The organism is Pseudomonas sp. (genome assembly GCF_030684895.1).
GTDB lineage: Bacteria > Pseudomonadota > Gammaproteobacteria > Pseudomonadales > Pseudomonadaceae > Aquipseudomonas.
Genome location: NZ_JAUXXP010000035.1, coordinates 1 through 21,401, shown reverse-complemented (window position 1 = coordinate 21,401; position 21,401 = coordinate 1). Strand labels below are relative to the sequence as shown.

Here is a 21,401-nt window from a genome sequence, read left to right as displayed (position 1 = left end):
CGCTGGTAAGACCCAGATCAAAGATGATCGGGGGATTATGCTCAGTGGCTCAACGCGCCACCAGCACCTTTGGGAGTACGTACGCTTTCCACCAATTCCTGAATCTCCTTCGGCGGCGCGACGGTCGCAAGCGACACGGCGTAGGCAACCGCGAAGTTGATCACCGCACCGACGGTACCGATGGACAGCGGCGAGATGCCGAATATCCAGTTCTCCGGGGTGTTGGCGAAGGTCGCAGTGCCAGGGATGAAGAACCAGCCCAGGTACAGGAAGATGTAGACGACGGTAAACACCAGACCGACCAGCATGCCGGCAATCGCGCCTTTGTCGTTTACCCGTTTGGAGAAGATGCCCATCATCAGCGCCGGGAACAGCGTAGCTGCGGCAATACCGAAGGCCAGCGCCACCACCTGCGCGGCAAAGCCTGGTGGATTGAGCCCCAACCAGGTGGCCAGCAGGATCGCGACCCCCATGGAGATCCGCGCAGCGCGCATTTCCCCCTTCTCACTGATTTTCGGATTGATCATGTTCTTGATCAGGTCATGACTCACGGCTGAGGAAATGGCCAGCAATAGACCGGCAGCGGTGGACAACGCGGCGGCAATTGCACCCGCTGCAATCAGGCCAATAACCCAGCTCGGCAGGTTGGCAATTTCCGGGTTAGCCAGTACCAAAATGTCGTTGTTCACGGTCAACTCGCTGCCTTTCCAGCCGCGAGCCTCAGCGGTCGCAGTGAAGGCTGGCGCCGCATCGTTGTACAGCTGAATGCGACCATCAGCGTTCTTGTCTTCCCACTTGATCAGACCGGTTGTTTCCCAAGTCTTCACCCACTCCGGACGCTCTTCATAGGCCAGCGCTGGAGCCTCGACACCCTGCGGATAGACAGTGGTCATCAGGTTCAGGCGTGCCATGGAGGCCACAGCCGGCGCGGTGAGATAGAGCAGGGAGATAAACACCAGGGTCCAGCCAGCCGACCAACGCGCGTCGGCGACTTTCGGCACAGTGAAGAAGCGAATGATGACGTGCGGCAAACCGGCCGTACCAATCATCAGCGACATGGTGAAAAGCACCATGTTCAGCTTGTTGGTGACATCGGCGGTGTAGTCGGTAAAGCCCAGACCCGCGACAACTTCATTGAGCTTCTGCAGCAGCGGCACACCTGACTCGGTATGTTCGCTGAACATGCCGAACATCGGAATCGGATTGCCCGTCAGCTGCAGGGAGATAAACACCGCAGGAATGGTGTAGGCGATGATCAACACCACGTACTGGGCAACCTGGGTGTAGGTAATGCCCTTCATCCCGCCGAATACCGCATAGCAGAACACCACGCCGGCAGCGATCCAGATACCGGTGGAGTTGCTCACTTCGAGGAAGCGCGAGAACGCCACGCCGGCACCGGCCATCTGACCGATCACATACGTGACGCAGATGATGATCAGGCAGACCACTGCAGCCAGACGTGCGCCGTTGCTGTAGAAGCGATCACCGATAAAGTCCGGCACAGTGAACTTGCCGAACTTGCGCAGGTAGGGCGCCAACAGCATCGCCAGCAGCACATAGCCACCGGTCCAGCCCATCAGAAAGGTTGAGTTGGCATAACCACCGGCGGCGATCAGACCGGCCATGGAAATAAAAGAAGCCGCGGACATCCAGTCGGCTGCAGTTGCCATGCCGTTGGTGACAGGGTGAACACCACCGCCGGCGACATAGAACTCTTTAGTCGAGCCGGCACGTGCCCAGACAGCGATGCCGAAGTAGAGCGCGAAGGAGGCGCCCACAAACAGCATATTGATTACAAACTGGCTCATGGATTATTCCTCGACACCGAATTGTTTATCGAGTTTGTTCATTTTCCAGGCGTAAAAGAAAATGATCACGACAAAACTAATGATCGAACCTTGCTGGGCGAACCAGAAGCCAAGGTCAGTACCACCGACAGAGATACCTGCCAGCATCGGTCGAAGAAGTATGGCGAAGCCGTAAGACACCAGGGCCCAGACAATCAGGCTCCAGGTAATCAGCCGAACATTCGCCTTCCAGTACGCTGCAGCGTTAGCTTGTTCAGAAGTCATAAACTCCTCCGGTTATTGTTATTCTCATGCACCCTCAAGCTAGCAGCAGGCCACTAGGGCCGACAGATAGACATTGGTATTAGCTGCCTGAGCGCGCCCTGGAAGACAATTTTTATCCTTATATAACAATACCTTAGACAGCCATGCAGCAGAGCTAAGGTCAGCGCTAGGACGTTAGTCGAATGACATAGCAGCTACGGCCCGCTAAACGCCCTCGAACAACACCTGCACCACGCCCCTCAAGCACACCGTTATCCCGACCGCACAAGCCCATCACCAACCGCTGCAGCCTTGTCCGTTGCACGCTTTGCCTGCTGGCTCGCCGCAGCGGCAAATAAGTGGGCAATCCGCCGCGCCAGCACGTGCCCGGCGCGCGACTCTTCGCGTAACCCGACATGCCCGCTCATCGCACATACCACAGACGAAAGAAGCCAAACGCCAGCAGCAGGCCGACCTGACCCAGCGCCGTGCACAGGCTGAGAAAGGACTGCACCTCGCGATTCTGCGGCGCATTGGCCAGGCCGGTCAGGCTCTCCCAGAACGCCTCCGGCAACAGCAGCAGGCTCATCTGTGCCAAGGGCTGGCCGGTCAGCTGCAGGCCCTTGATCAGGTCAAACTGGCCGCAGAACATCAGGCCCAGCAGCACCATAAAAGCCACCGCCAGCCCCAGGGCAAAACACGCAGAGAACTGCATCAATAAACGCATCATGTTCAACTCCCACGCAGGTAAGAAAGCGGCGCAGACGGGGCCTGCGCCGCTATTGGTCAAAGGTCGCTGGCTGGGCTGGCCAGTGGCTGGCGACCGACGCCGTACCAGTCGAGTTTGCGGGTCAGTACCATCACCCCGGCGAGCACGCCGAACACCAGTACCGAGCCCATCAGCAGGGCGTAGTCCTCGGCCCCAAGCAGGCCGAACAACATGCCGTAGAGCAGCGCCAGCAAGGTGGCAAAACCCGCGCCGCGCAGGGCGCTGTGCAGCACGTAACTGACGTAGAAGCCGATCAGCAGCACGCAGGCGGTCGCCGCAATGCCGTAGGCCAGGGCAAAGCTCAGGTGCTCGGACAGCGACAGCAGCAACAGGTAGAACAGTGCCAGCGACATGCCCACCAGGGCGTACTGCACCGGGTGCACGGCCATGCGCTTGAGCACCTCAAAGAGGAAGAACACGGCGAAGGTCAGACCGATAAACAGCAGGGCATATTTGATCGCCCGCTCGGTCTTCAGGTACTGGTCAACCGGGTCGACAAAGCTCACGCCGAAGTTGCGCGCGGTCAGCGCGTTGCAGCTGTCACCGCGCACGCAATCGGCCAGCGCCTCTTCCAGGTTGGTGGCGAAGAAACTGGTCTGCCACTGCGCCTTGAAGCCCTTGTCCGACACTTCACGGCTGCTCGGCAGGTATTCCCCGACAAAGCTGGGGTGCGGCCAGGTGGAGGTCAGCTCGACGCGACTGTCGCGACCCACCGGGGTGATGCTCAGTTGTTCGGTGCCCTGCAGTTTGAGGTCGAAGGCGAACTCCAGCACTTGCCCACCCTGGGTATCCAGCGCTGGCAGCGGCGCATGCACACCGGCGCCGAAACGCTCCTCGGCGCTGCCGGGGGCAAAGCTCAGGTTCATGCCGTTGAAGCGCAGCTGCAGGTCATTGCTGATGCCACGGATATCGCTGATGCCGACCGAGAGGAAGGGCCGGTCAAATTGGTACAGGCCCAGCTCATCGCCCAGCCCCAGGCGCGCCGGCAGCTTGAAGGCACCGCTGATCTGGTTGTCGCTGCGGTACAGCAGCGCCTTATAGATGCCGCGCGCGCGCTCCTCGGTGGCGACGTGACCATTGAGCACAAAGCGCTCCGGCAGAAAGTACAAACGGCCGCTCGTGCGCTGCTCTTCCATATAGCGCTCGCCGCTCTTGGGGTGAGTTTTCCACAGGTGCCAGACCTTGGTGTAGGGCATCACCAGAATCGGCCCGGTGAGCTGTTGGCGGTAGCTGGAACTGCGCGCGATGTCCTGCAGCACCTCGGCGCGCTGATACTGCCGCTCACTCACCAGCCCGCCGATCATCGACAGCGGGACCAGCAATAACAAAATCAGCAAGGCAATAGCGCCCAGCTTGAAACCCAGAATGCGGCTCATGGTGCAACTCTCCGATACGGTTTAGGTAGGCAGAGTCTGGGCGGCGTAGGTGGTGGCTTTATGGAGGGCAGATGGAGAGTGTGTGGAGACTTATCGGCCACATGCGCACGAAGGGCTTGCTCGCACATGCCTGCGACCGTTCGTCCATTCCACTGGAAGCCAGAGTTTTCTGCACTAAAGTGCTAACTCACTTGTTGCTCACAAGGCGACCGGTAAGCGGCTTCACCAAGATTTATCCAATCTGAAAGGGACTGTCATGCATAAGCGCCAATGGATTTGCGCGGCCAGCGCACTATTAATGCTCGGTAGCAGCAACGTATTCGCCCACGGCTATATCAAACAACCTGAAGCACGTGGCTATCTGTGCAAGCTCGGTGAAAACAGCCAATGCGGTGCTGTGCAATGGGAGCCGCAAAGCCTGGAGGGCTACTCCGGCTTCCCGCAAAACGGCCCCGCCGATGGCCAGATCGCCAGTGCCGGCCTGGCGCAATTCTCCCCCCTCAATGAACAGACCGTCAGCCGCTGGGCCAAGCGCCCAATCACTGCTGGCCCAACGAACTTCACCTGGCGCTTTACCGCCAACCATGTCACGCGCAACTGGCGCTACTACATCACCCGCCCCGACTGGCTGGCCAATCAGCCGCTCAACCGTGCAGCGTTCGAGCTGGTGCCATTCTGTGTGGTCGACGGCGGCATGCAACAGCCGCCGCAGGAGGTCACCCATAACTGCGATGTACCGCCGCGCGAGGGTTACCAGGTGATCCTCGGGGTGTGGGAAGTGGGCGATACGCCGATGAGTTTCTACAACGTGATGGATGTGATGTTCGGCGATGTGACAACGCCTCCCGATCCGTCCGTCTGGCAAGCCAAGGGCATGCTCTACCCCTCGGTAGATCTGCAAGTCGGTGACCAGGCAATGACCCGAGTCTTCGATGCCAGCGGCGAACGCAATGACTTGCAGACTCGACTGCAAGTTGAAACCCGCGAGCAGGGCCAACGCAACCAGTGGACCTACCTGCTGGCCAGCCGGATCAACCAGCAGCAGAGCCAGCTCAAGGCCGGCCAGCGCGGCAACGATGGTGCTATCCAGCCGGTGTACGGCCAGAACAGCCTGTTTGCCCGCGCCGACAGCGGCATCCAGCGCATCGAGGTGCAGATCGACAAGGCCCCGGCACCGGACCACGACCTACTGGTCGATGGTTTGCAGCCCAGCTATCGCATCCGTGGCGGCCAGCTGCAACTCACGTTCAACGTCACCGCCGTTGGCGCGCTGCAGATCAGCAGCTACGTCTACGACCATGGCGGCAATGCCAAAGGCTTTGCCGCCACCGAGCTGGCCAATGGCAGCCAGCCTTTGAGCATCAATGTCGAGAACCCTGCGCCCGGTCATCACCAATTGGTAGTCAGCGCCAAGGTCGCTGACAGCGAGCAGGTGTTGCAGAAAACCTTCGACATGATGTTCGTCGCAGACGACGGCAGCGCCAGCTACGACTTCACCTTCCCGGACGGCCTGCGCAGTTACACGGCCGGCACCCGGGTGCTGCAACCCAAGACGGGACAGCTGTATCAGTGTCGTCCCTTTCCGCAGAGTGGCTATTGCACGCAATGGTCAGCCGCCTCGACCCAGTTCGAGCCCGGCATCGGCAGCCATTGGCAAGACGCCTGGACAGCAGACTGAGATAAGCGCCGCGCCCGCCGAGCGGTTTGGCCGGCGCGGGCACCCTATCCCCTGAACACACGTACGACACAGGCGCATGCACTGCGCCTTGGCGTTCGTCTATGTGGAGCCACAGGTATGCCCAGGCACTGACGTATAGCCCCTAGCCGCCAGCGTTGCGTGCATCACCATCCTCCCCGTGCCGGTGTAACCGCAGCCCTGGGCCAGGTGTCAGCAGCAGCGTTTCACATCCCCTTTTGGGCATCCGAAAGGCTGGCTCAATATCGACTTAAATAATTGATTTTATTGATTTTTTATAGATAAAAAACGACAAACGGCCTTGGCTTTTCAGCACAGTCTTCTAGGGTTCTGGCAGCTGCACTACGCGGCACACAATTGGGAGATCACCATGCAAGGATTCCAACGCACCACTGCCTTACTGCTGTTGCTCAGCGCAGGCTGGGCCTACGCCCAGGCCGATGAACAACCCAGCTTCGCGGCCCAGGCGCAGATCGCCGTCGATGATCAGCAGTCACCGCGCTACATCATCAAGTACAAGGAGCTGTCACCTTCATTGATAAGCCAGGCCAACCAACCGCAGCCCCTCAGCGCCGGCCAGTTCGAAAGCCGCGCCGCCCAGCGCCTGCTTAGCCAGGTTCAGGTGCAACCGCTGATGCACCTGGACAGCCAGGCTGCCAGCGTGGCGTACCTCAGCCCAGCACAACTCAAACAGCTGCAGGCCAACCCGGCAGTCGACTATGTCGAACTCGACCCGCGTCGCTACCTGATGGCCGAACAAGTGCCCTATGGCATCCCCATGGTGCAGGCGGACCTGCTAGCGGATAACGCCATTTCCAATATGAAGGTGTGCATCGTCGACTCCGGTTACGACCTCGGCCATCAGGATTTGCCGTCAGCCGGCATCACCGGTAATGACGGCTACGGCAGCGTCAACAGTGGTAACTGGTACGAGGATGGCAATGGCCATGGCACCCATGTCGCCGGCACCATCGCCGCACTGGGCGGCAATAACCTTGGTGTGGTCGGCGTCAGCCCATCGGGCAATCTCGGCCTGCATATCGTCAAGGTGTTCAACAACAGCGGTAACTGGGCCTATGGCTCGGACCTGGTGATGGCCATCCAGCAGTGCCGCGCAGCCGGCTCGACGGTGATCAGCATGAGCCTGGGCGGCGGCGCCTCGTCGGTAACCGAGCGCAATGCCATGGATGCGGCTTACCAGAATGGTGTGCTGGTCGTCGCAGCTGCCGGTAACAGTGGTAATAGCACCCTCTCCTACCCGGCTTCCTACGACTCAGTGGTATCGGTTGCGGCGGTCGACAGCAGCGGCAATCGTGCCTCGTTCTCGCAATACAACAATCAGGTCGAAGTCGCCGCGCCCGGCGTTGGCGTGCGCTCCACCCTGCCTGGCAACAACTATGCGAACTACAACGGCACCTCGATGGCCACCCCGCATGTTTCAGCGGTCTACGCCCTGGTGTGGAGCCAACATCGGCAATGTAGCCCCGCGCAGATTCGCAAGGTGGTCAACGCCACAGCCGAAGACCGTGGCACTCCGGGCCGCGACCCCTACTACGGCTACGGTATCGTCAAAGCCAAACGGGCCAGCGACCTGATCGCCCAGCGCGGTTGCGATGCCACCGGGGGTGGCAATGGCGAGGAACAGACCTACCCCAACCTCTCCGGCGCGCGGGACGCCTGGGTGCGTTACAACGTGGTCGTGCCAAGCGGCGCCCAGCGTCTGACCGTGCGAATCAGCGGCGGCACGGGTGATGCCGACCTGTACACCCGCCTGGGCAGCCAACCCACCACCAGCCAATGGACCTGCCGGCCCTACCTCGAAGGCAACCAGGAAACCTGTACCCAGGAAAATCCTGCCGCCGGCACCTGGCATATCGGTGTACGGGGCTACTCCAGCTTCTCCGGTGTGACCCTGTACTGGCGCTACGAGTAACCCAACCGGCCCCGAGGCAGGCAACTGCCCGGGGCATCTCGCCCTGTACAACTCTCAATGCCTCAGCCAAGCGCGCATGAAGCGACGCTGAAAAGATCACAAGATTGCGCAAATCGTCCCGGCGCAAATGGACAGCTTTTACAGAAATGCGTAGCGTGCCGCTGATCGCCCATTAAGGATGAACGGCCGTGACCCAGCACAACCCCTACGCCACCCCGCAAGCCAGCGCCGTCGACCCAGAATCACGGGTATCCGACGAGCAGATCGCCGCGTTACCCATCTCGGATAAATGGAAGCAGCGCTTTAGCGCGATCCACCATGCCGGCGGCATCAAGATGCCCACGTTCAAGCAGCTGCCCGCCGAGGAGCGGCGCAAGGCCTTCAGCTTCAACTTTCTGGCGTTCTTCTTCGGGCCGATCTACTACGCCATCAAGGGCATGTGGAAAAAGGGTTTGGCGCTGTTTGTCGTGTGCGCAGTGGTGGTGCTCATCCTTGGCATCGGCCTGGATTACCTCGGTTACAGCAAAATCGCCAACGCCCTGGGCTACGGCATTAGCGCGGTATTCGCCACGCGCGCCAATATCGATTACTACAAGAAGATGCTGCTAAGCGATAACGGCTGGTGGTAAGCGTCCAACAAGCTGTTGAAAAACTACCTGCGTTGCCAGCGCGGCGTTAAAAACAGGCTCAAAATGCTCATTTACAGCTCGTAAACTCCGCTTTTTCGCCTGTTTTTTCCTTGCGCTGGCTGCCTCGCCTACGTTTTTCAACAAGCCTGTTAACTCAACTGCATCAGGAGAATAAGCGTGACGGAGCATGTCGCTGAGGTGATCTGGCAACGCGACCAGCAGGACTTTGTTGGTAATCGCTACAGCCGCAAGCATCTGCTGCGTTTTGATGGCGGCCTGGAGGTTGCCGGCTCGTCCTCACCGCATGTGGTGCCGCTGCCGATGTCGGATGCAAGCGCCGTCGACCCCGAGGAGGCCTTTGTCGCCTCGCTCGCCAGCTGCCACATGCTGTGGTTTCTCTCCATCGCTGCCAAGCGCCGCTTCTGCGTCGATGACTACCGTGACAATGCCAGCGGGCTAATGCAGGAAAATGCCGCCGGCAAGCTGTTTATCGCTCAGGTCACCTTGCGCCCCGCCGTCAGCTTCTCCGGCGAGCGCCTACCCAGCCGCGCCCAGATTGAGCAGATGCACCACCAGGCCCATGAAGAGTGCTTTATCGCCAACTCGGTGAAATCTGAAGTGCGCTGCGAACCACGCTTTGCCGATTAGCCCCGGACCACCATTACACCCAAGGATGGCACCATGAAAAAGCTCGCCCTGCCGCTGATCACCCTGCTGGCCTTCAGCGCCTACACCCTGTACGTGATGCTGCACGCAGAACAATCGCTGCTGCAATTTGGCCTGCAGTTGATGTCCAACGCCGACACCGCCCAGGTGGTAATCGACCTGTATATCCTCGCGGCGCTGGCGTGCATCTGGATGTACCGCGATGGCCGCGCACGGGGCAAGTCACTGGCCTACCTGCTGCCGTTCTTTGCCCTGACTGCGATTTTTGTATCAGTCGGGCCGCTGCTGTATCTGGTACTTAAGGCCCTCGATACAGGTAGCAAAGCGCCGCAGGATAGCGCCTCGACGACAGCCTAATGGCACGGAGCAGCCCGGAGAACCGGGCCGCTCAACGCTTAAAAGCTCAGATTGAAATTGCCGGTACCGAAGATGCCGACCAGACCAATCACAATCAGATAAATCGCCACGATGTAGTTGAGCAAACGCGGCATCACCAGAATCAGCACACCGGCGATCAGCGAAATCAGTGGGGTTAGAGCAAGGGTCATAATCGTCACCTTAGGGTTATTGAAGCGCCAGTATGCGCGCCACGTCAGAAGCGCACAGCACTATCCACCCGCAGAGCAATAACCCAACCACCATCCTGTTAAACAACCCGCGTCTTGAAGGCCATTTATGAGCAGCGCCAGCTTGTTAACCTCATTACTGCAGTACAAGGCCTGGGCCAACCAGGAACTCTTTGCTGAGCTGCAACGCCTTGACCCCATTACCCAGCACAGCGAGCTGCACGCTGCCCTGCGCATCCTCAATCACATCCATGTGGTCGAGCGGATCTTTGTCGCCAACCTGCAAGGCATCCGCCACGACTACAGCGCCACCAACACCCCAGAGACGCCCACGCTGACAGAACTGCAGCAGGCGGTGCAGGAGACTGATCGTTGGTATCTGGATTATGTTGCGGAGCTAAGCGCCGAGCAGCTGGCCGAACGATTGCACTTCAATTTCGTCGATGGTGATGCCGGCTGTATGAGCCGCGCGGAAATGCTTGCGCATATCGTCACCCACGGCGGTTATCACCGTGGCGCGGTCGGCCGGATCATGGCGCAACTGCAATTGGCGCCGCCCAGGGATATCTACACGCGCTTTCTGCATGAGGATCAGCCGCAGCGCCGCGAAGCGAGCTAACGCCACTGCATGGGCTACTCGCCGCGAATGTACTGTTCCAGCTGCTGGATCAGGCTGGCCTGTTCGGCAATGGTGTGTTTGACCAGGTCACCAATCGACAACAGGCCGATCAATTCGCCTTCGGCCAATACCGGCAAATGCCGTAGGTGGCGATCGGTCATCAGTTGCATGCAGTGCTGCGAGGTGTCGCGCAGCCCTACAGTCAGGACATCTGCTGTCATAATTTCGCTGATCGAAATATCAGAAGCAGACCGCTCCAACAGCACAATTTTACGTGCGTAGTCACGCTCGCTGACGATACCGGCCAGGCGGCCTTTGTCATCCAGCACCACCAGTGCACCAATGCCTTTCTCGGCCATCAGCTTGATTGCATCCAGCACAGAGGTACTGGGCGTAACGCTGTACACGGCGGCCTGGGGCTTGGCGCGAAGAATCTCGGCAACTGTTTTCATGCAGCGGCTCCTGCTCTGTTTCTTATTGGCATTAAGGATAGTGCACAGGCAGGCCATTGCTGGCCAACCCGATGACCCGATCAGAGCATCTGCGCGGGCTCAGCGCAACCATTGCAGGCCAGCAAGGTCGGTGCCAAGCCACGCGTCAGTTGCCCTGAAAGAGCGGCAAACTCAGCCGCGCCTCTACCCCGCCCGCCACATTGCCGATGTGCAATGCACCTCCGTGTAGTTGCATCACTTCCTCGACAAAATTCAGCCCCAAACCGGTGCTCTTGCGACCGCTGCCGGGGCGCGGCAGGGAGTAGAAGCGCTCGCTCAAACGCGCCAGGGCGTAATCGGGGATCGCCTCGCCCTGGTTGAACAGCCTCAGCTCGATCTGCCCAGCACGAATCTCGGCGTCAAAGCGTATCAGCCCGCTTGGCGGGGTGAAGTCCAGGGCGTTGTCCAGCAGATTGGCCAGCGCCTGACGCAGCAGAAAGGCCTCACCGCATGCGCTTAATTCAGTGCCAATGCGGTTTTCAATCTGCAGACCGACCGCTTCGATGCGCGCCATCTGCGCCTGCAGCAGGGAATCGACCAACGCCTGCAGCGGCACCGCCACCTGTTCTTCCAGGCCCTGGCGCTGTTCGACCTGAGCCAGGTGCAGCAGGCGCTCGATCAGTTGCTGCATGCGCGCACTTTCCTGCTCGATATTGGCCACGAAGCGCTGGCGTTGTGGCGCGGGCATTTCACTATCGAGCAACTCCGCCGCGCCGCGAATCGCCGCCAGTGGGCTTTTCAGCTCGTGGGTCAGGGTGTGTACATAGCGCTCGACATAGGCCTTGCCTTCCAGCTCGGTGCGCATGCGTTCGATGGCCTCAGCCAGTTGCGCCAGTTCGCCACCGCGCACGCTGGGCAGTTCGGCACGCTGCCCAGCACTGACCGCCTGGGCGTAACGGGTGAGCTTGCGCAGCGCAGCGCTAAGCCACCAGGACAGCAGCGCGCCGATCAGCAGGCCGAGCACGATCAGCCCGCCACCGAGCCAGGCCAGGCGCTGCTCGGAGCGTTCGATATAGGGCTGCAAGGTGCGGTTGGGCTTAGCCACCGAGACCACGCCGATAATCTGCGCACCGTCCATGATCGGCGCGGCCACATACATCACCGAGGAGTCGGGGTCGTTCGGGTCTTCCTTGGTCGAGCGCGCGCCGTATTCGCCGCGCAGCGTGCGCAGCACATCGTTCCAGCGCGAATAGTCCTGGCCCACCGCCGCGCCCGTGGAGTCGAGCAACACAATGCCCTTGGCGTCGGTGACATAGATGCGGTGGTTGACCTGGGTTTTTTCCACGCCCCAAATCTGCGCCTGCGGTTTGCGCTGACCATAGGCCTGTAATACCTGCGGCAAGCGGCCTTGTTGCAAACGTCCTGCCTTGACCTCATTGCGCAGAATTTCCGCCAGCAGGTTGGCGGTGTCGACCAGGGTTTCCTCGGTGCTCTGGCGCACCCCGGGGCGGATTTCGTCCATCACCGTGCTCAGCACAAACCAGCCGGCCAGCCCGACAAACAAGAAGTACACCAGGAAGATGCGAATCCCCAAGGGCATCAGGCGTGCCTCGGCGAGTAGCTGTAACCCAGGCCACGATGGGTCTGGATCGGCTCAGCCTCAGCGGCCACCTGACGCAGCTTGGCGCGCAGGCTTTTGATATGGCTGTCGATGGTGCGTTCGTAGCCGACATCGGCGGCCACCCCCAGGCCGTCAAGCAACTGCTCGCGGGAGAACACCCGCTCGGGTTGCGCCAGCAGGCTTTGTAGCAGGCGGAATTCGTGGCGGGTCAGGCTCAGCAGTTGGCCGTGGTAGTGGATTTGCACCCGCTCGATATCCAGCTGAAACGGGCCACTTGCAGGGCTGGCGGCAGGCGCTTCACGCGGCGCCATGCGCTTGAGGATGGCCTTAACCCGCGCTGCCAATTCCCGTGGGCTAAAGGGTTTGACCACGTAATCGTCGGCACCGATTTCCAGCCCCACCACGCGGTCGATTTCCTCGCTACGCGCCGTGAGAAAAATCACCGGCACCTCGGAGAAGCGCCGCAGTCGCTTGCAGGCCTCGAAGCCGCTGATGTCCGGCAGGCCGACATCGAGAATCAGCAGATCAGCCGGATTGCGCTGCTGCTCAGCCAGGGCCTGCTCGGCCAGGCTTAGCCAGGTGGTGGTAAAACCTTCGCTCTGCAGGGCGAAGATCAGGGTGTCGGCGATGGCGGCTTCGTCTTCGACAATCAGAATATGCGGCATGGGCGTCCTGCTCGTGGCAACTCGGCGAGGAGCCTGCGGCAGGCCGCTGCCAGCGTCAAGCATGACCAATCACCCTGCACGTAGCCGTTGTAGCCCGGATGTAATCCGGGAATGACGACGACAGATAGATCGCCCCGGGTTACATCCGGGCTACGCACCAGATCGTAGGTTGGCGTTGAGCGCAGCGAAGCCCAACAGGTGCGGCCGTATCGTTGGGCTTCGCCGCTGCGCGCCTCAACGGAACGCCGCCCGACCCAACCTACAGATAGCCACGAGCCATCAGTCGAGTTTGAAACGCGCGGTATTCTGCGCCAATGCCTGACTGCCCTGACGCAGCTGTTCAGCGGCATTGCTCACGGCCTGCGCACCTTCAAGCAGGGCGCTGGCTGCGTGATCGACCTGCTGGATATTGCCGCTGACTTCATCGGCGGTGGCCGCTTGTTGCTCGGCGGCGGTGGCGATCTGCGCCAAGCGATCAGTCACCAGTTGCACTGATTCGACGATGGCATTCAGGTCCTCACCCATGGCCAGCACGCTGCCAACATCGCCTTCGGCCTGGCGCACGGCGTCTTCCATCTGGGTCACCGACTGGCCCACCACGCGATGCAGATTGGCTACGGTTTCGGCGATTTCCGCCGTGGAGTTCTGCGTGCGCTGCGACAGCGAACGCACCTCATCGGCGACCACGGCAAAGCCGCGGCCCTGGTCACCGGCGCGCGCCGCTTCGATGGCGGCGTTGAGCGCGAGCAGGTTGGTCTGTTCGGCGATGCCCTTGATCACATCCACTACCCGGGTGATCTGCTCGGTCTGCGTACGCAGTTGCTGCAAGGTGGTGGCGCTGTCGCCCAGGCGGCTGCTGAGTTGACGCATGCTCTCGCTGGTACGGGCGCTGCGCTGGTTACTCTGGTTGGCAATCTCGCGGGTCTGGCTGGCTTCCACGGCAGCCTGCTCGCAGCTCTGCGCCACGCTTTGCGCGGTGGCCGCCATTTCGGTGGCAGCCGCGGCAATCTGGCTCATCTGCGCCTGCTGCTGCTCCACCGACGCCAGGGCATTACGCGCCTCGCCATTAAGCATCTGCACCGTACCGCCCAGTTGCTGACTCTGCTGATTGACCCCCTGCATGGAGTCGCGCAACTGGCCAACGGCAGTATTCAGCGCCATGGCGATACTCGCCAGGTCGTCTTCACCATGCACCTGCATGCGCACGCGCAGGTCGCCATCGCGCAGGCCTTCGGCGGCCTGGATGATGCCGGCGGTGCTGCGGCGGATCGAGGCGTTCAGGCAGAACAACACATACAGCGCCAGCAGGGTCAGCAGGCTGAACACACCGATCACTTCGATCATCGCGCTCAGGGCCTTGCGCCGGTAATCACCGAGGCTGGCGACAAACTGCTGGTACAGCGCGGTCTGCAGCGCCAGCAATTGGCCCTGCAGGGCATCGGTGCGCTGCACGAACTGCTCCGGCGTCAGGGCCATGGGGCTGGCCTCGAACATGTCGCGGTCGATGCCCGCGAGAAAGGCTTCGTAACCCTGCAGCGCCTCATCATAGGGCCCTTGCAGCTGGCGCATGGCACGCGGCGCCTCCAGCTTGAGCGTGGCCTGGGCCTTGAGCAACTGGCTGCGTGACTCATCCAGGCTGCGGCGCAGATCGCGGATCAGCACCCGGCTCTGCAAGGTGAAATGCTGTGACACCACCGCGCCATAACCCTGACTGGTAAAGCTGCCCAACTGTTCGAGCAGACGCGGCAAGGTGTAGGTCAGCTGCTCCATCATCAGGTAGGTGTCGAGCTGCGGATCGAGGATCAGACCGCTGTCGGTGGCCACCTGCTCGCGCAGGGCCAGCAGGCTCAACAGGTTCTTTTGGTAACGTTCGAGGGCGTCGGGCAAGGCCAGCTTACCCAGTACATCGACAGTCAGCTCGACCTGGCCGGCGCTGAGGGTCTGCAAATGCTGGCGCGCCTGATCACTCAACAGCGCGGAGTTCAGCGGCTGCTGCAACGCTTGCAGAGCAGGGCCCAGACCACTGGCGTGTTCACGCAGCAGCGCTTCGGCGGCTTTCTCGGTGCCCTTCCAGCGCGACAGCAAGGTGCGTTGCTCAATCAGCTCCTGCTGCACGCCGGCCATGCCCTGCAGGGCACTGATGCCTTCCAGTTCATGGTCGATGGAGTTGAGCCGCCCCAGGTAATTGCTGCTGATCACCCACAGGGAAAAGCCCAGCGGCAGGGCGAACAAGACAAACACCAGCTGAAACTTGCGCGCGAAGCTGAAACGCTCCAGCAGCCGCACACCCGGTTTGAGTACTCCAGTCATACACACCTCAACCTGTTGGGCACGCCAACTTCAGGGGCGCGCCAAAGCAAAACTTCAAGCAAGAAGCACGCCCAAGCAGCGCGCTTGCAGGCGGTAATCTGTAATAAGCATAGATGAGAGACCGGGTCGCGACCCGTTGCCGGTCGGCGAGCTGTGCTGCCGGCCGAGAAACCTAACTGGAAATACCGCTCCAGAGTTCCTCGACATGGCGAAAGCCCCACTCTTCGGCAGACTCACGCCCGACGATCTTGTCGCGCCCAACCAGCTTGCTCAGGTCGAGGATTTCCTGCGGGATCGGGGTTTTCGATTTGGCCGAGAAGAACACTTTGACCCTCGGCGCGAGCAGAGATTTGGCCTGCTGCTCCATGACCACGCCGATGCGCCCGCTTTCCAGACGCACCAGCGAACCCACCGGGTAGATGCCCACGGTTTTGACAAATGCCTGGAACACCACGGGGTCAAAATGCCCCTTCCACTCGGCCATCTTGCGGATCGACTCGGCAGGGTCCCAACCCTGTTTGTATGGCCGGTTGGAGGTAATCGCGTCATACACGTCACACACTGCGCCCATACGCGCATACAGGCTGATCTGCTCGCCGGCCAGGCGATGCGGGTAGCCCGTACCGTCGACCTTTTCGTGGTGATGCAGGCACACATCCAGCACCAGGGCACTGACCTGCTTGCTTTCGATCAGCATGCGCGAACCGGCTTCGGGGTGGTCACGTACGGTGGCGAATTCGTTATCAGTGAGTTTGCCCGGCTTGTTCAGCACCTCATTGGGAATCGCCATCTTGCCGATGTCATGCAGCAGTCCGGCCAGCCCGGCCTCGCGCACCTGGCCCTCGTTCAGGCCCAGATTGCGCGCCAGGGCAATCATCAAGGCGCAGACCGCCACCGAATGCATATAGGTGTATTCATCGGCGTTTTTTAGCCGCGCCAGGCTGATCAGTGCATTGGGGTGACGCATGATCGAGTCGGAAATTTCCTCGACCAACTCGCCGGCCTGCTCGAACTGCAACGCCTGGCCCATGCGCGCATCGCCAAACATGCTGACCACCGCAGCTTTGGAGCGGGCGCAGAGTTTGACCGCACGCTGCATCTCATCTTCCATCGACACCGCAAGGCTGACCGGCGGGCTCTGCACTGCAGCCAACAGGGCGGCCTCGGCTTCGGCCGCGACTTCCTCAGGGCTGACACTGGCAGTGCCAACCTCGACATCCACCCCCTTGCTGACATCAATCCACAACTCGCCGATGCTGCTGGCCTTGATTCGCTGCAAGTCTTTTTCAGACTTGAGCAAAAACTTGGACTTCCAGAAGGGGTGGTCCATCCATGCGCCACAGAATTCGTGGATATACATACCGACGCGTACGTCGGTCACAGCGATGCACTTCAGCATGGATGGCACTCGAACGAGAAAGTAACCCGATGATTGTCAGACAAGCGTAGATGAACAATCGTCAGGATTATGCTGATCTGCAGCAACTAATGGCCATAGGACATCAGTCGCAGATCAGCGGCTTGGAAGCCTTAGCACGACTGCTTATGATTGCCGCTCAAGCGCACCATAAGGAGTTGCCATGCGCCGCCTGTTGACCGGTCTTAGCGTCATTATTCTGCTGCTACTCAATACGCTGATACTGATCGGCCCACTGCTGCTGATCGCCCTCGGCAAGTTCGTCCTGCCCGGCAAGGTGCTGAAAACCGCCAGCTCACGCGGGGTAATGTGGGTGGCAGAAACCTGGGCGGAACTCAACAAGCTGATCTTCGCCACGCTGCTCCCGGTGCACTGGGATATTCGCGGCAGTGCCGACCTGCGCCAGAGCACCTCCTACCTGGTGATCAGCAACCATCAGTCGTGGGTCGATATTCCTGCGCTGGTGCAGGCGTTTAACCGCAAGACACCCTACTTCAAGTTCTTCCTCAAGCAGCAACTGATCTGGGTGCCCTTTCTCGGCCTGGCGTTCTGGGCCCTGGATTACCCCTTTATGCGCCGCTACTCCAAGGCGTTTCTGGCCAAGCATCCGCAGCTCAAGGGCCAGGACCTGGAAATCACCAAGCGCGCCTGCGAGAAGTTCAAGGACCTACCGGTGACCGTGGTCAACTACCTCGAAGGCACCCGCTGCACCCCAGCCAAACAGGCCCAGCAAGGCTCGCCCTACCAGTATCTGCTCAAGCCGAAAGCCGGCGGAGTGGCTTTTGTCCTGGCGGCGCTGGGCGAACAGTTGGACACCGTGCTGGATGTGACGGTGGTCTATCCGAGCACGCGCATTCCCGGTTTCTGGGAGCTGATCAGCGGTCAGGTGGACAAGGTGATTGTCGATATCCAGACCCGCGACCTCGACCCCGCGCTGTGGCAGGGCGATTACGAGAACGACCCGGTATTCCGCCAGTTTGTGCAGAGCTGGGTGACGAAACTGTGGCAAGACAAGGATGCGCGGATCGCGCAGATTCGCGCCGAACAGCCCAGCTGACCAGACACCGCTACTGCTCAACTACTGCGGCAGCTCACGGCGAATCATCCAGTGCTCCGGCGGCGGCATCAGACGGCTCATATCGAACTGTTCCAGGCTGGTCTGGTCGAGCATCTCAATCATCGGACTGACCCGCCGTGCATGCGCGCGACCTTCCAGCGCGCGCACCGCCAGGTCCACGGCAATGCGCGCTTGCAACACCGGAGAGTCGGTGGGCGCAGCAACAATAAAACCATCACGAATCTGCTCGACGATCCGCTCAGTGGTGTAGGTGGCCAGTACCCGCGCCTGGTAGTTCTGCCCCGAGGTCTGCACCAGCTGCGCGGCAAAGCCAGCGGCTTCAGCATTGCCCAGCAGGAAATCGAGGCGCGGATGCTGCCTGAGTAGTTCGCGCACCAGCTGCGCCTGGCTGGCGCGATCTACCGGGGCATAGCCACCGTGTTGCACGGTCAGCGGCTTGACCTGTTCGGCTTGGCGCAGCGCCCTTTCCGAATCCAGCACCCACCCTGCACCCTGTGGCCCAGGCAGCCAGCCCAGGCTGAAAGGCCCCGAGGGCCGATGATTATCGATATACGCCAGGGCGGCGCCGGTCATATCGGCAAAGTCCACGCTGGAGCTGGCACTCAGCCCCGGACAGTCGATGCCGTTGACCAGATCAATAACCGGTTTGCCCTGTTCGACCAGTTGGGCAATAGCCGTGCAGAGAGCCTGGGCATCGATCGCCGCAATCACATAGGCATCGGCATTGCGCTGCTGACAGTTGAGCAACTGCTGCGCTTGCACCTGCGGGTTTTCATAGCCGCGAGCCTCATAGATGCCCAGTCGCACACCTTGACGCGCCGCCTCTTCATCCAGTCCCCAGGCTACGCCCCACCAATAGCGATCCTTGCCGTGCGGCAACAAGGCGCAGACCCGCCAGGGTTTCGCCGCTTGCGACAAAGGTTGGTACTGCTGCGATACACCATCGGCCAGCACCTCAGCCGGATACCAGTCCGTAGCCCACACTGGGCCACTTATCCAAAGCCAGCATAGGGTGAAGCAGATCGCCCGCATAAGGTCCTGCCCTGGAAAGTGGGCACTGAACAACCGTGCCGTGCACTTACTCTAGCCACTTTTCAGGTTCTATTTACGGAGCAGAAAAAGCAGAAAGCGGGCACGCCCCTTGGATGAGGAACGCCACATGCGACTGCAGGCGGGCAAACCAACTGCCCGCCTGTATATCTGAGGGCAATCAGGCCGCGCTAAACAGCTTGTGCGGGTCGATCACAAACTTCTTCGGCACCCCGGCATCGAACTCGCCGTAACCACGCGGCGCGTCGTCCAGGCTGATCACCTGCACGCCCACCACTTCGGCGATATTGATACGGTCCCACATGATCGCCTGCATCAGTTGGCGGTTGTACTTCATCACCGGTGTCTGACCGGTATGGAAGCTGTGCGACTTAGCCCAGCCGAGGCCAAAGCGAATACTCAGACTGCCGATCTTCGCCGCCGCGTCCACCGCGCCCGGATCTTCAGTGACATACAGGCCGGGGATGCCGATCTTGCCGGCGACCCGCACCACGCCCATCAGCGAATTAAGCACCGTGGCCGGCGCTTCGTGCTGGACGCCTGCGTGACCATGGCCTCGAGCCTCAAAGCCCACCGCATCCACCGCACAATCGACTTCCGGCTCGCCCAGCAGCGCGGCGATCTGTTCGTGCAGTGGGGTGTCTTTGGACAGGTCGGCAATCTCGAAACCTACCGCCTTGGCATGCGCCAGGCGCACCGGATTGACGTCACCGACAATTACCACCGCCGCGCCAAGCAGGCGTGCCGAAGCGGCGGCCGCCAGACCAACCGGGCCGGCACCGGCGATATATACGGTGCTGCCTGGGCCTACACCCGCCGTCACAGCGCCGTGGTAACCGGTGGGCAGGATGTCGGAGAGGCAGGTCAGGTCACGGATTTTCTCCATGGCCTTGTCGCGGTCCGGCAGTTTCAGCAGGTTGAAGTCGGCGTACGGCACCATGGCGTATTCGGCCTGGCCGCCGGTCCAGTCACCCATATCGACATAGCCGTAGGCACCGCCTGCACGCGCCGGGTTGACCGACAGGCACACGCCTGTGTGTTGCTCTTTGCACGAACGGCAGCGGCCGCAGGCTACGTTGAACGGCACCGAGACCAGATCACCAATTTTCAGGTTCTCCACGTCGCGGCCCTTCTCGATCACCTCACCGGTGATTTCGTGGCCCAGTACCAGGCCGGTTTGCGCCGTGGTACGGCCGCGCACCATGTGCTGGTCGGAGCCACAGATGTTGGTGGAGACCACGCGCAGGATCACTGCGTGCTCGATCTTGCGACCGCGCGGGTCCTGCATTTTCGGATAGTCGATTTTCTGCACTTCGACCTTGCCAGCGCCGAGATAGACGACGCCACGATTACCAGACATACGTATTTCTCCTTTCTTGTTGTTGATACAAAGGCGCGACCTGCGGCCACGCGGCCTTGCACTGGAGCGTTATTCGTCTGTTGCCGGACTCCGGCGGAGCGTGCGCGATGCACACCGATGATTCGGCTTAGCCGTGGTGCGCGCGGCGCACCCTACGGGCCGTAAATGGGTTTAGGCGTGCAACACCACCGTGCGGCCGTCGTTGAGAAACACGCGGCGCTCGAGGTGGTAACCGATGGCTTTGGCCAGGGTCTGGCATTCGATATCGCGGCCCTTGGCGATCAGGTCTTCGGGGTAATGGGCGTGATCCACCGACTCCACGCCCTGGGCGATGATCGGCCCCTCGTCGAGGTCGTTGTTGATGTAATGCGCGGTGGCGCCGACCAGCTTGACGCCCTTCTCATAGGCCTGGTGATAGGGCTTGGCACCCTTGAAGCCGGGCAGCAGCGAGTGGTGAATATTGATCGCCCAACCGTCCAATTGGCGGCACAGCTCAGGTGAGAGCACCTGCATATAGCGGGCGAGCACCACCAGTTCGGCGCCGCTGTCCTCGACCACCTGCAGCACCTTGCGCTCCTGCGCCGGCTTGTCAGCCGGGTCGAGCGGAAAGTGGTAATAGGGGATGTCGTGCCAGCGCGCCAGCGGCTCCAGATCCGGATGGTTGGACACCACCGCCACCACGTCCATCGCCAGGTGGCCGATACGCTGGCGATAGAGCAGGTCATTCAGGCAGTGATCGGCCTTGCTGACCATCAGCACCACCTTGGCGCGGTAACCCGGCGGGGTCAGTTCGACCTGCATGCCGAAGGCGGTCAGGCGCTGATCAAGGCCGGCGCGAAAGGCCTGCTCATCAAAGTCATCCGGCTGACGGAACTCCACGCGGATAAAGAAGCGCGCCGACAGGCGATCATCGAAGGAGTGGTGCTCGGTGACGTAGCAGCGCTGCTCGAACAGAAAGCGCGTCACCGCATCCACGGTGCCGAGCACGCTCGGGCAGTGGGCGGTGAGAATCCAGGTATCGGGGGTGCGGCTCATAACAAACTCCAGAACAAACTCCGCTGCTTTGCTCCCCTCTCCCATTTATGGGAGAGGGGCTGGGGGAGAGGGCCGCCGGTACAACGCTATCAGCCCGGGGGGGGGGGGGGGGGGGGGGGGGGGGGG

20 protein-coding genes are annotated in these 21,401 nt (G+C 60.9%); 7 read left to right on the top strand and 13 right to left on the bottom strand.

All coding sequences use genetic code 11. The annotated features are described in order from the left end of the window. Positions 1–41 precede the first annotated feature (41 nt). From Q8M42_RS06860 to creD, 4 genes are all read right to left on the bottom strand, one after another. Positions 42–1,811 carry a sodium:solute symporter family protein gene (locus Q8M42_RS06860; RefSeq protein ID WP_304871187.1) on the bottom strand — a complete coding sequence of 590 codons (1,770 nt, stop codon included), beginning with the start codon at positions 1,809–1,811 and terminating at the stop codon, positions 42–44. 3 nt (positions 1,812–1,814) lie between these two features. Further along, positions 1,815–2,075 (bottom strand): DUF4212 domain-containing protein, encoded by a 261-nt coding sequence (locus Q8M42_RS06855; RefSeq protein WP_304871189.1) that lies wholly within the window; start codon positions 2,073–2,075, stop codon positions 1,815–1,817. Between the two features lie 403 nt (positions 2,076–2,478). Next, positions 2,479–2,784 (bottom strand): hypothetical protein, encoded by a 306-nt coding sequence (locus Q8M42_RS06850; protein ID WP_304871191.1) that lies wholly within the window; start codon positions 2,782–2,784, stop codon positions 2,479–2,481. Between the two features lie 56 nt (positions 2,785–2,840). After that, positions 2,841–4,199 (bottom strand): cell envelope integrity protein CreD, encoded by a 1,359-nt coding sequence (gene creD, locus Q8M42_RS06845; RefSeq protein WP_304871192.1) that lies wholly within the window; start codon positions 4,197–4,199, stop codon positions 2,841–2,843. A 256-nt stretch (positions 4,200–4,455) separates the two neighbouring features. Here creD and gbpA point away from each other — a divergent pair, with 256 nt between their 5' ends. The 5 genes from gbpA to Q8M42_RS06820 all read left to right on the top strand — a co-directional run bounded on the left by gbpA (position 4,456) and on the right by Q8M42_RS06820 (position 9,480). Continuing rightward, complete coding sequence (gene gbpA / locus Q8M42_RS06840) at positions 4,456–5,877, top strand: N-acetylglucosamine-binding protein GbpA (protein ID WP_304871194.1); 1,422 nt, start codon at positions 4,456–4,458, stop codon at positions 5,875–5,877. Positions 5,878–6,265: 388 nt separating this feature from the next. Then, complete coding sequence (locus Q8M42_RS06835; RefSeq protein WP_304871196.1) at positions 6,266–7,828, top strand: S8 family serine peptidase; 1,563 nt, start codon at positions 6,266–6,268, stop codon at positions 7,826–7,828. 188 nt (positions 7,829–8,016) lie between these two features. Continuing rightward, on the top strand, positions 8,017–8,457 hold the full coding sequence (locus Q8M42_RS06830; RefSeq protein WP_304871197.1) for a DUF2628 domain-containing protein: 441 nt from the start codon (positions 8,017–8,019) through the stop codon (positions 8,455–8,457). A 177-nt stretch (positions 8,458–8,634) separates the two neighbouring features. Next, complete coding sequence (locus Q8M42_RS06825) at positions 8,635–9,105, top strand: OsmC family protein (protein WP_304871199.1); 471 nt, start codon at positions 8,635–8,637, stop codon at positions 9,103–9,105. A 33-nt stretch (positions 9,106–9,138) separates the two neighbouring features. Further along, entirely contained in the window at positions 9,139–9,480 is a 342-nt protein-coding gene (locus Q8M42_RS06820; RefSeq protein WP_304871201.1) for a DUF2834 domain-containing protein, read from the top strand. 38 nt (positions 9,481–9,518) lie between these two features. Here the strand turns inward: Q8M42_RS06820 and Q8M42_RS06815 are convergent, their stop codons facing one another. After that, on the bottom strand, positions 9,519–9,671 hold the full coding sequence (locus Q8M42_RS06815) for a DUF3096 domain-containing protein (protein WP_304871203.1): 153 nt from the start codon (positions 9,669–9,671) through the stop codon (positions 9,519–9,521). Positions 9,672–9,798: 127 nt separating this feature from the next. Between Q8M42_RS06815 and Q8M42_RS06810 the strand changes: the two genes are divergently transcribed. Further along, the gene (locus Q8M42_RS06810) at positions 9,799–10,308 is read left to right on the top strand and encodes a DinB family protein (RefSeq protein ID WP_304871205.1); all 510 of its coding nucleotides are present in this window, start codon (positions 9,799–9,801) and stop codon (positions 10,306–10,308) included. Between the two features lie 14 nt (positions 10,309–10,322). Here Q8M42_RS06810 and Q8M42_RS06805 read toward each other — a convergent pair whose 3' ends face one another. From Q8M42_RS06805 to Q8M42_RS06785, 5 genes are all read right to left on the bottom strand, one after another. Further along, positions 10,323–10,760, bottom strand: coding sequence for a CBS domain-containing protein (locus Q8M42_RS06805; protein ID WP_304871207.1), 438 nt, complete (start codon positions 10,758–10,760; stop codon positions 10,323–10,325). 145 nt (positions 10,761–10,905) lie between these two features. Beyond that, positions 10,906–12,339: a two-component system sensor histidine kinase CreC gene (gene creC, locus Q8M42_RS06800; RefSeq protein WP_304871209.1), complete on the bottom strand. Its 1,434-nt coding sequence runs from the start codon at positions 12,337–12,339 to the stop codon at positions 10,906–10,908. Further along, positions 12,339–13,025 (bottom strand): two-component system response regulator CreB, encoded by a 687-nt coding sequence (gene creB, locus Q8M42_RS06795; RefSeq protein WP_304871211.1) that lies wholly within the window; start codon positions 13,023–13,025, stop codon positions 12,339–12,341. The genes creC and creB overlap by 1 nt, the downstream gene beginning before the upstream one ends. A 279-nt stretch (positions 13,026–13,304) precedes the next feature. Continuing rightward, positions 13,305–14,012, bottom strand: a complete 708-nt coding sequence (locus tag Q8M42_RS20935) for a methyl-accepting chemotaxis protein (RefSeq protein WP_370870343.1) — start codon at positions 14,010–14,012, stop codon at positions 13,305–13,307. Between the two features lie 1,495 nt (positions 14,013–15,507). Continuing rightward, complete coding sequence (locus tag Q8M42_RS06785) at positions 15,508–16,734, bottom strand: HD-GYP domain-containing protein (RefSeq protein WP_304871214.1); 1,227 nt, start codon at positions 16,732–16,734, stop codon at positions 15,508–15,510. Between the two features lie 181 nt (positions 16,735–16,915). Here Q8M42_RS06785 and Q8M42_RS06780 point away from each other — a divergent pair, with 181 nt between their 5' ends. Further along, on the top strand, positions 16,916–17,809 hold the full coding sequence (locus Q8M42_RS06780) for an acyltransferase (protein ID WP_304871216.1): 894 nt from the start codon (positions 16,916–16,918) through the stop codon (positions 17,807–17,809). A gap of 21 nt (positions 17,810–17,830) precedes the next feature. Here Q8M42_RS06780 and torT read toward each other — a convergent pair whose 3' ends face one another. The 3 genes from torT to purU form a co-directional block, all read right to left on the bottom strand. Further along, the gene (gene torT, locus Q8M42_RS06775; protein WP_304871218.1) at positions 17,831–18,814 is read right to left on the bottom strand and encodes a TMAO reductase system periplasmic protein TorT; all 984 of its coding nucleotides are present in this window, start codon (positions 18,812–18,814) and stop codon (positions 17,831–17,833) included. Between the two features lie 226 nt (positions 18,815–19,040). Further along, positions 19,041–20,240 (bottom strand): formaldehyde dehydrogenase, glutathione-independent, encoded by a 1,200-nt coding sequence (fdhA, locus tag Q8M42_RS06770; RefSeq protein ID WP_167146726.1) that lies wholly within the window; start codon positions 20,238–20,240, stop codon positions 19,041–19,043. A 171-nt stretch (positions 20,241–20,411) separates the two neighbouring features. Continuing rightward, the gene (gene purU, locus Q8M42_RS06765) at positions 20,412–21,275 is read right to left on the bottom strand and encodes a formyltetrahydrofolate deformylase (protein ID WP_304871222.1); all 864 of its coding nucleotides are present in this window, start codon (positions 21,273–21,275) and stop codon (positions 20,412–20,414) included. Positions 21,276–21,401 lie beyond the last annotated feature (126 nt).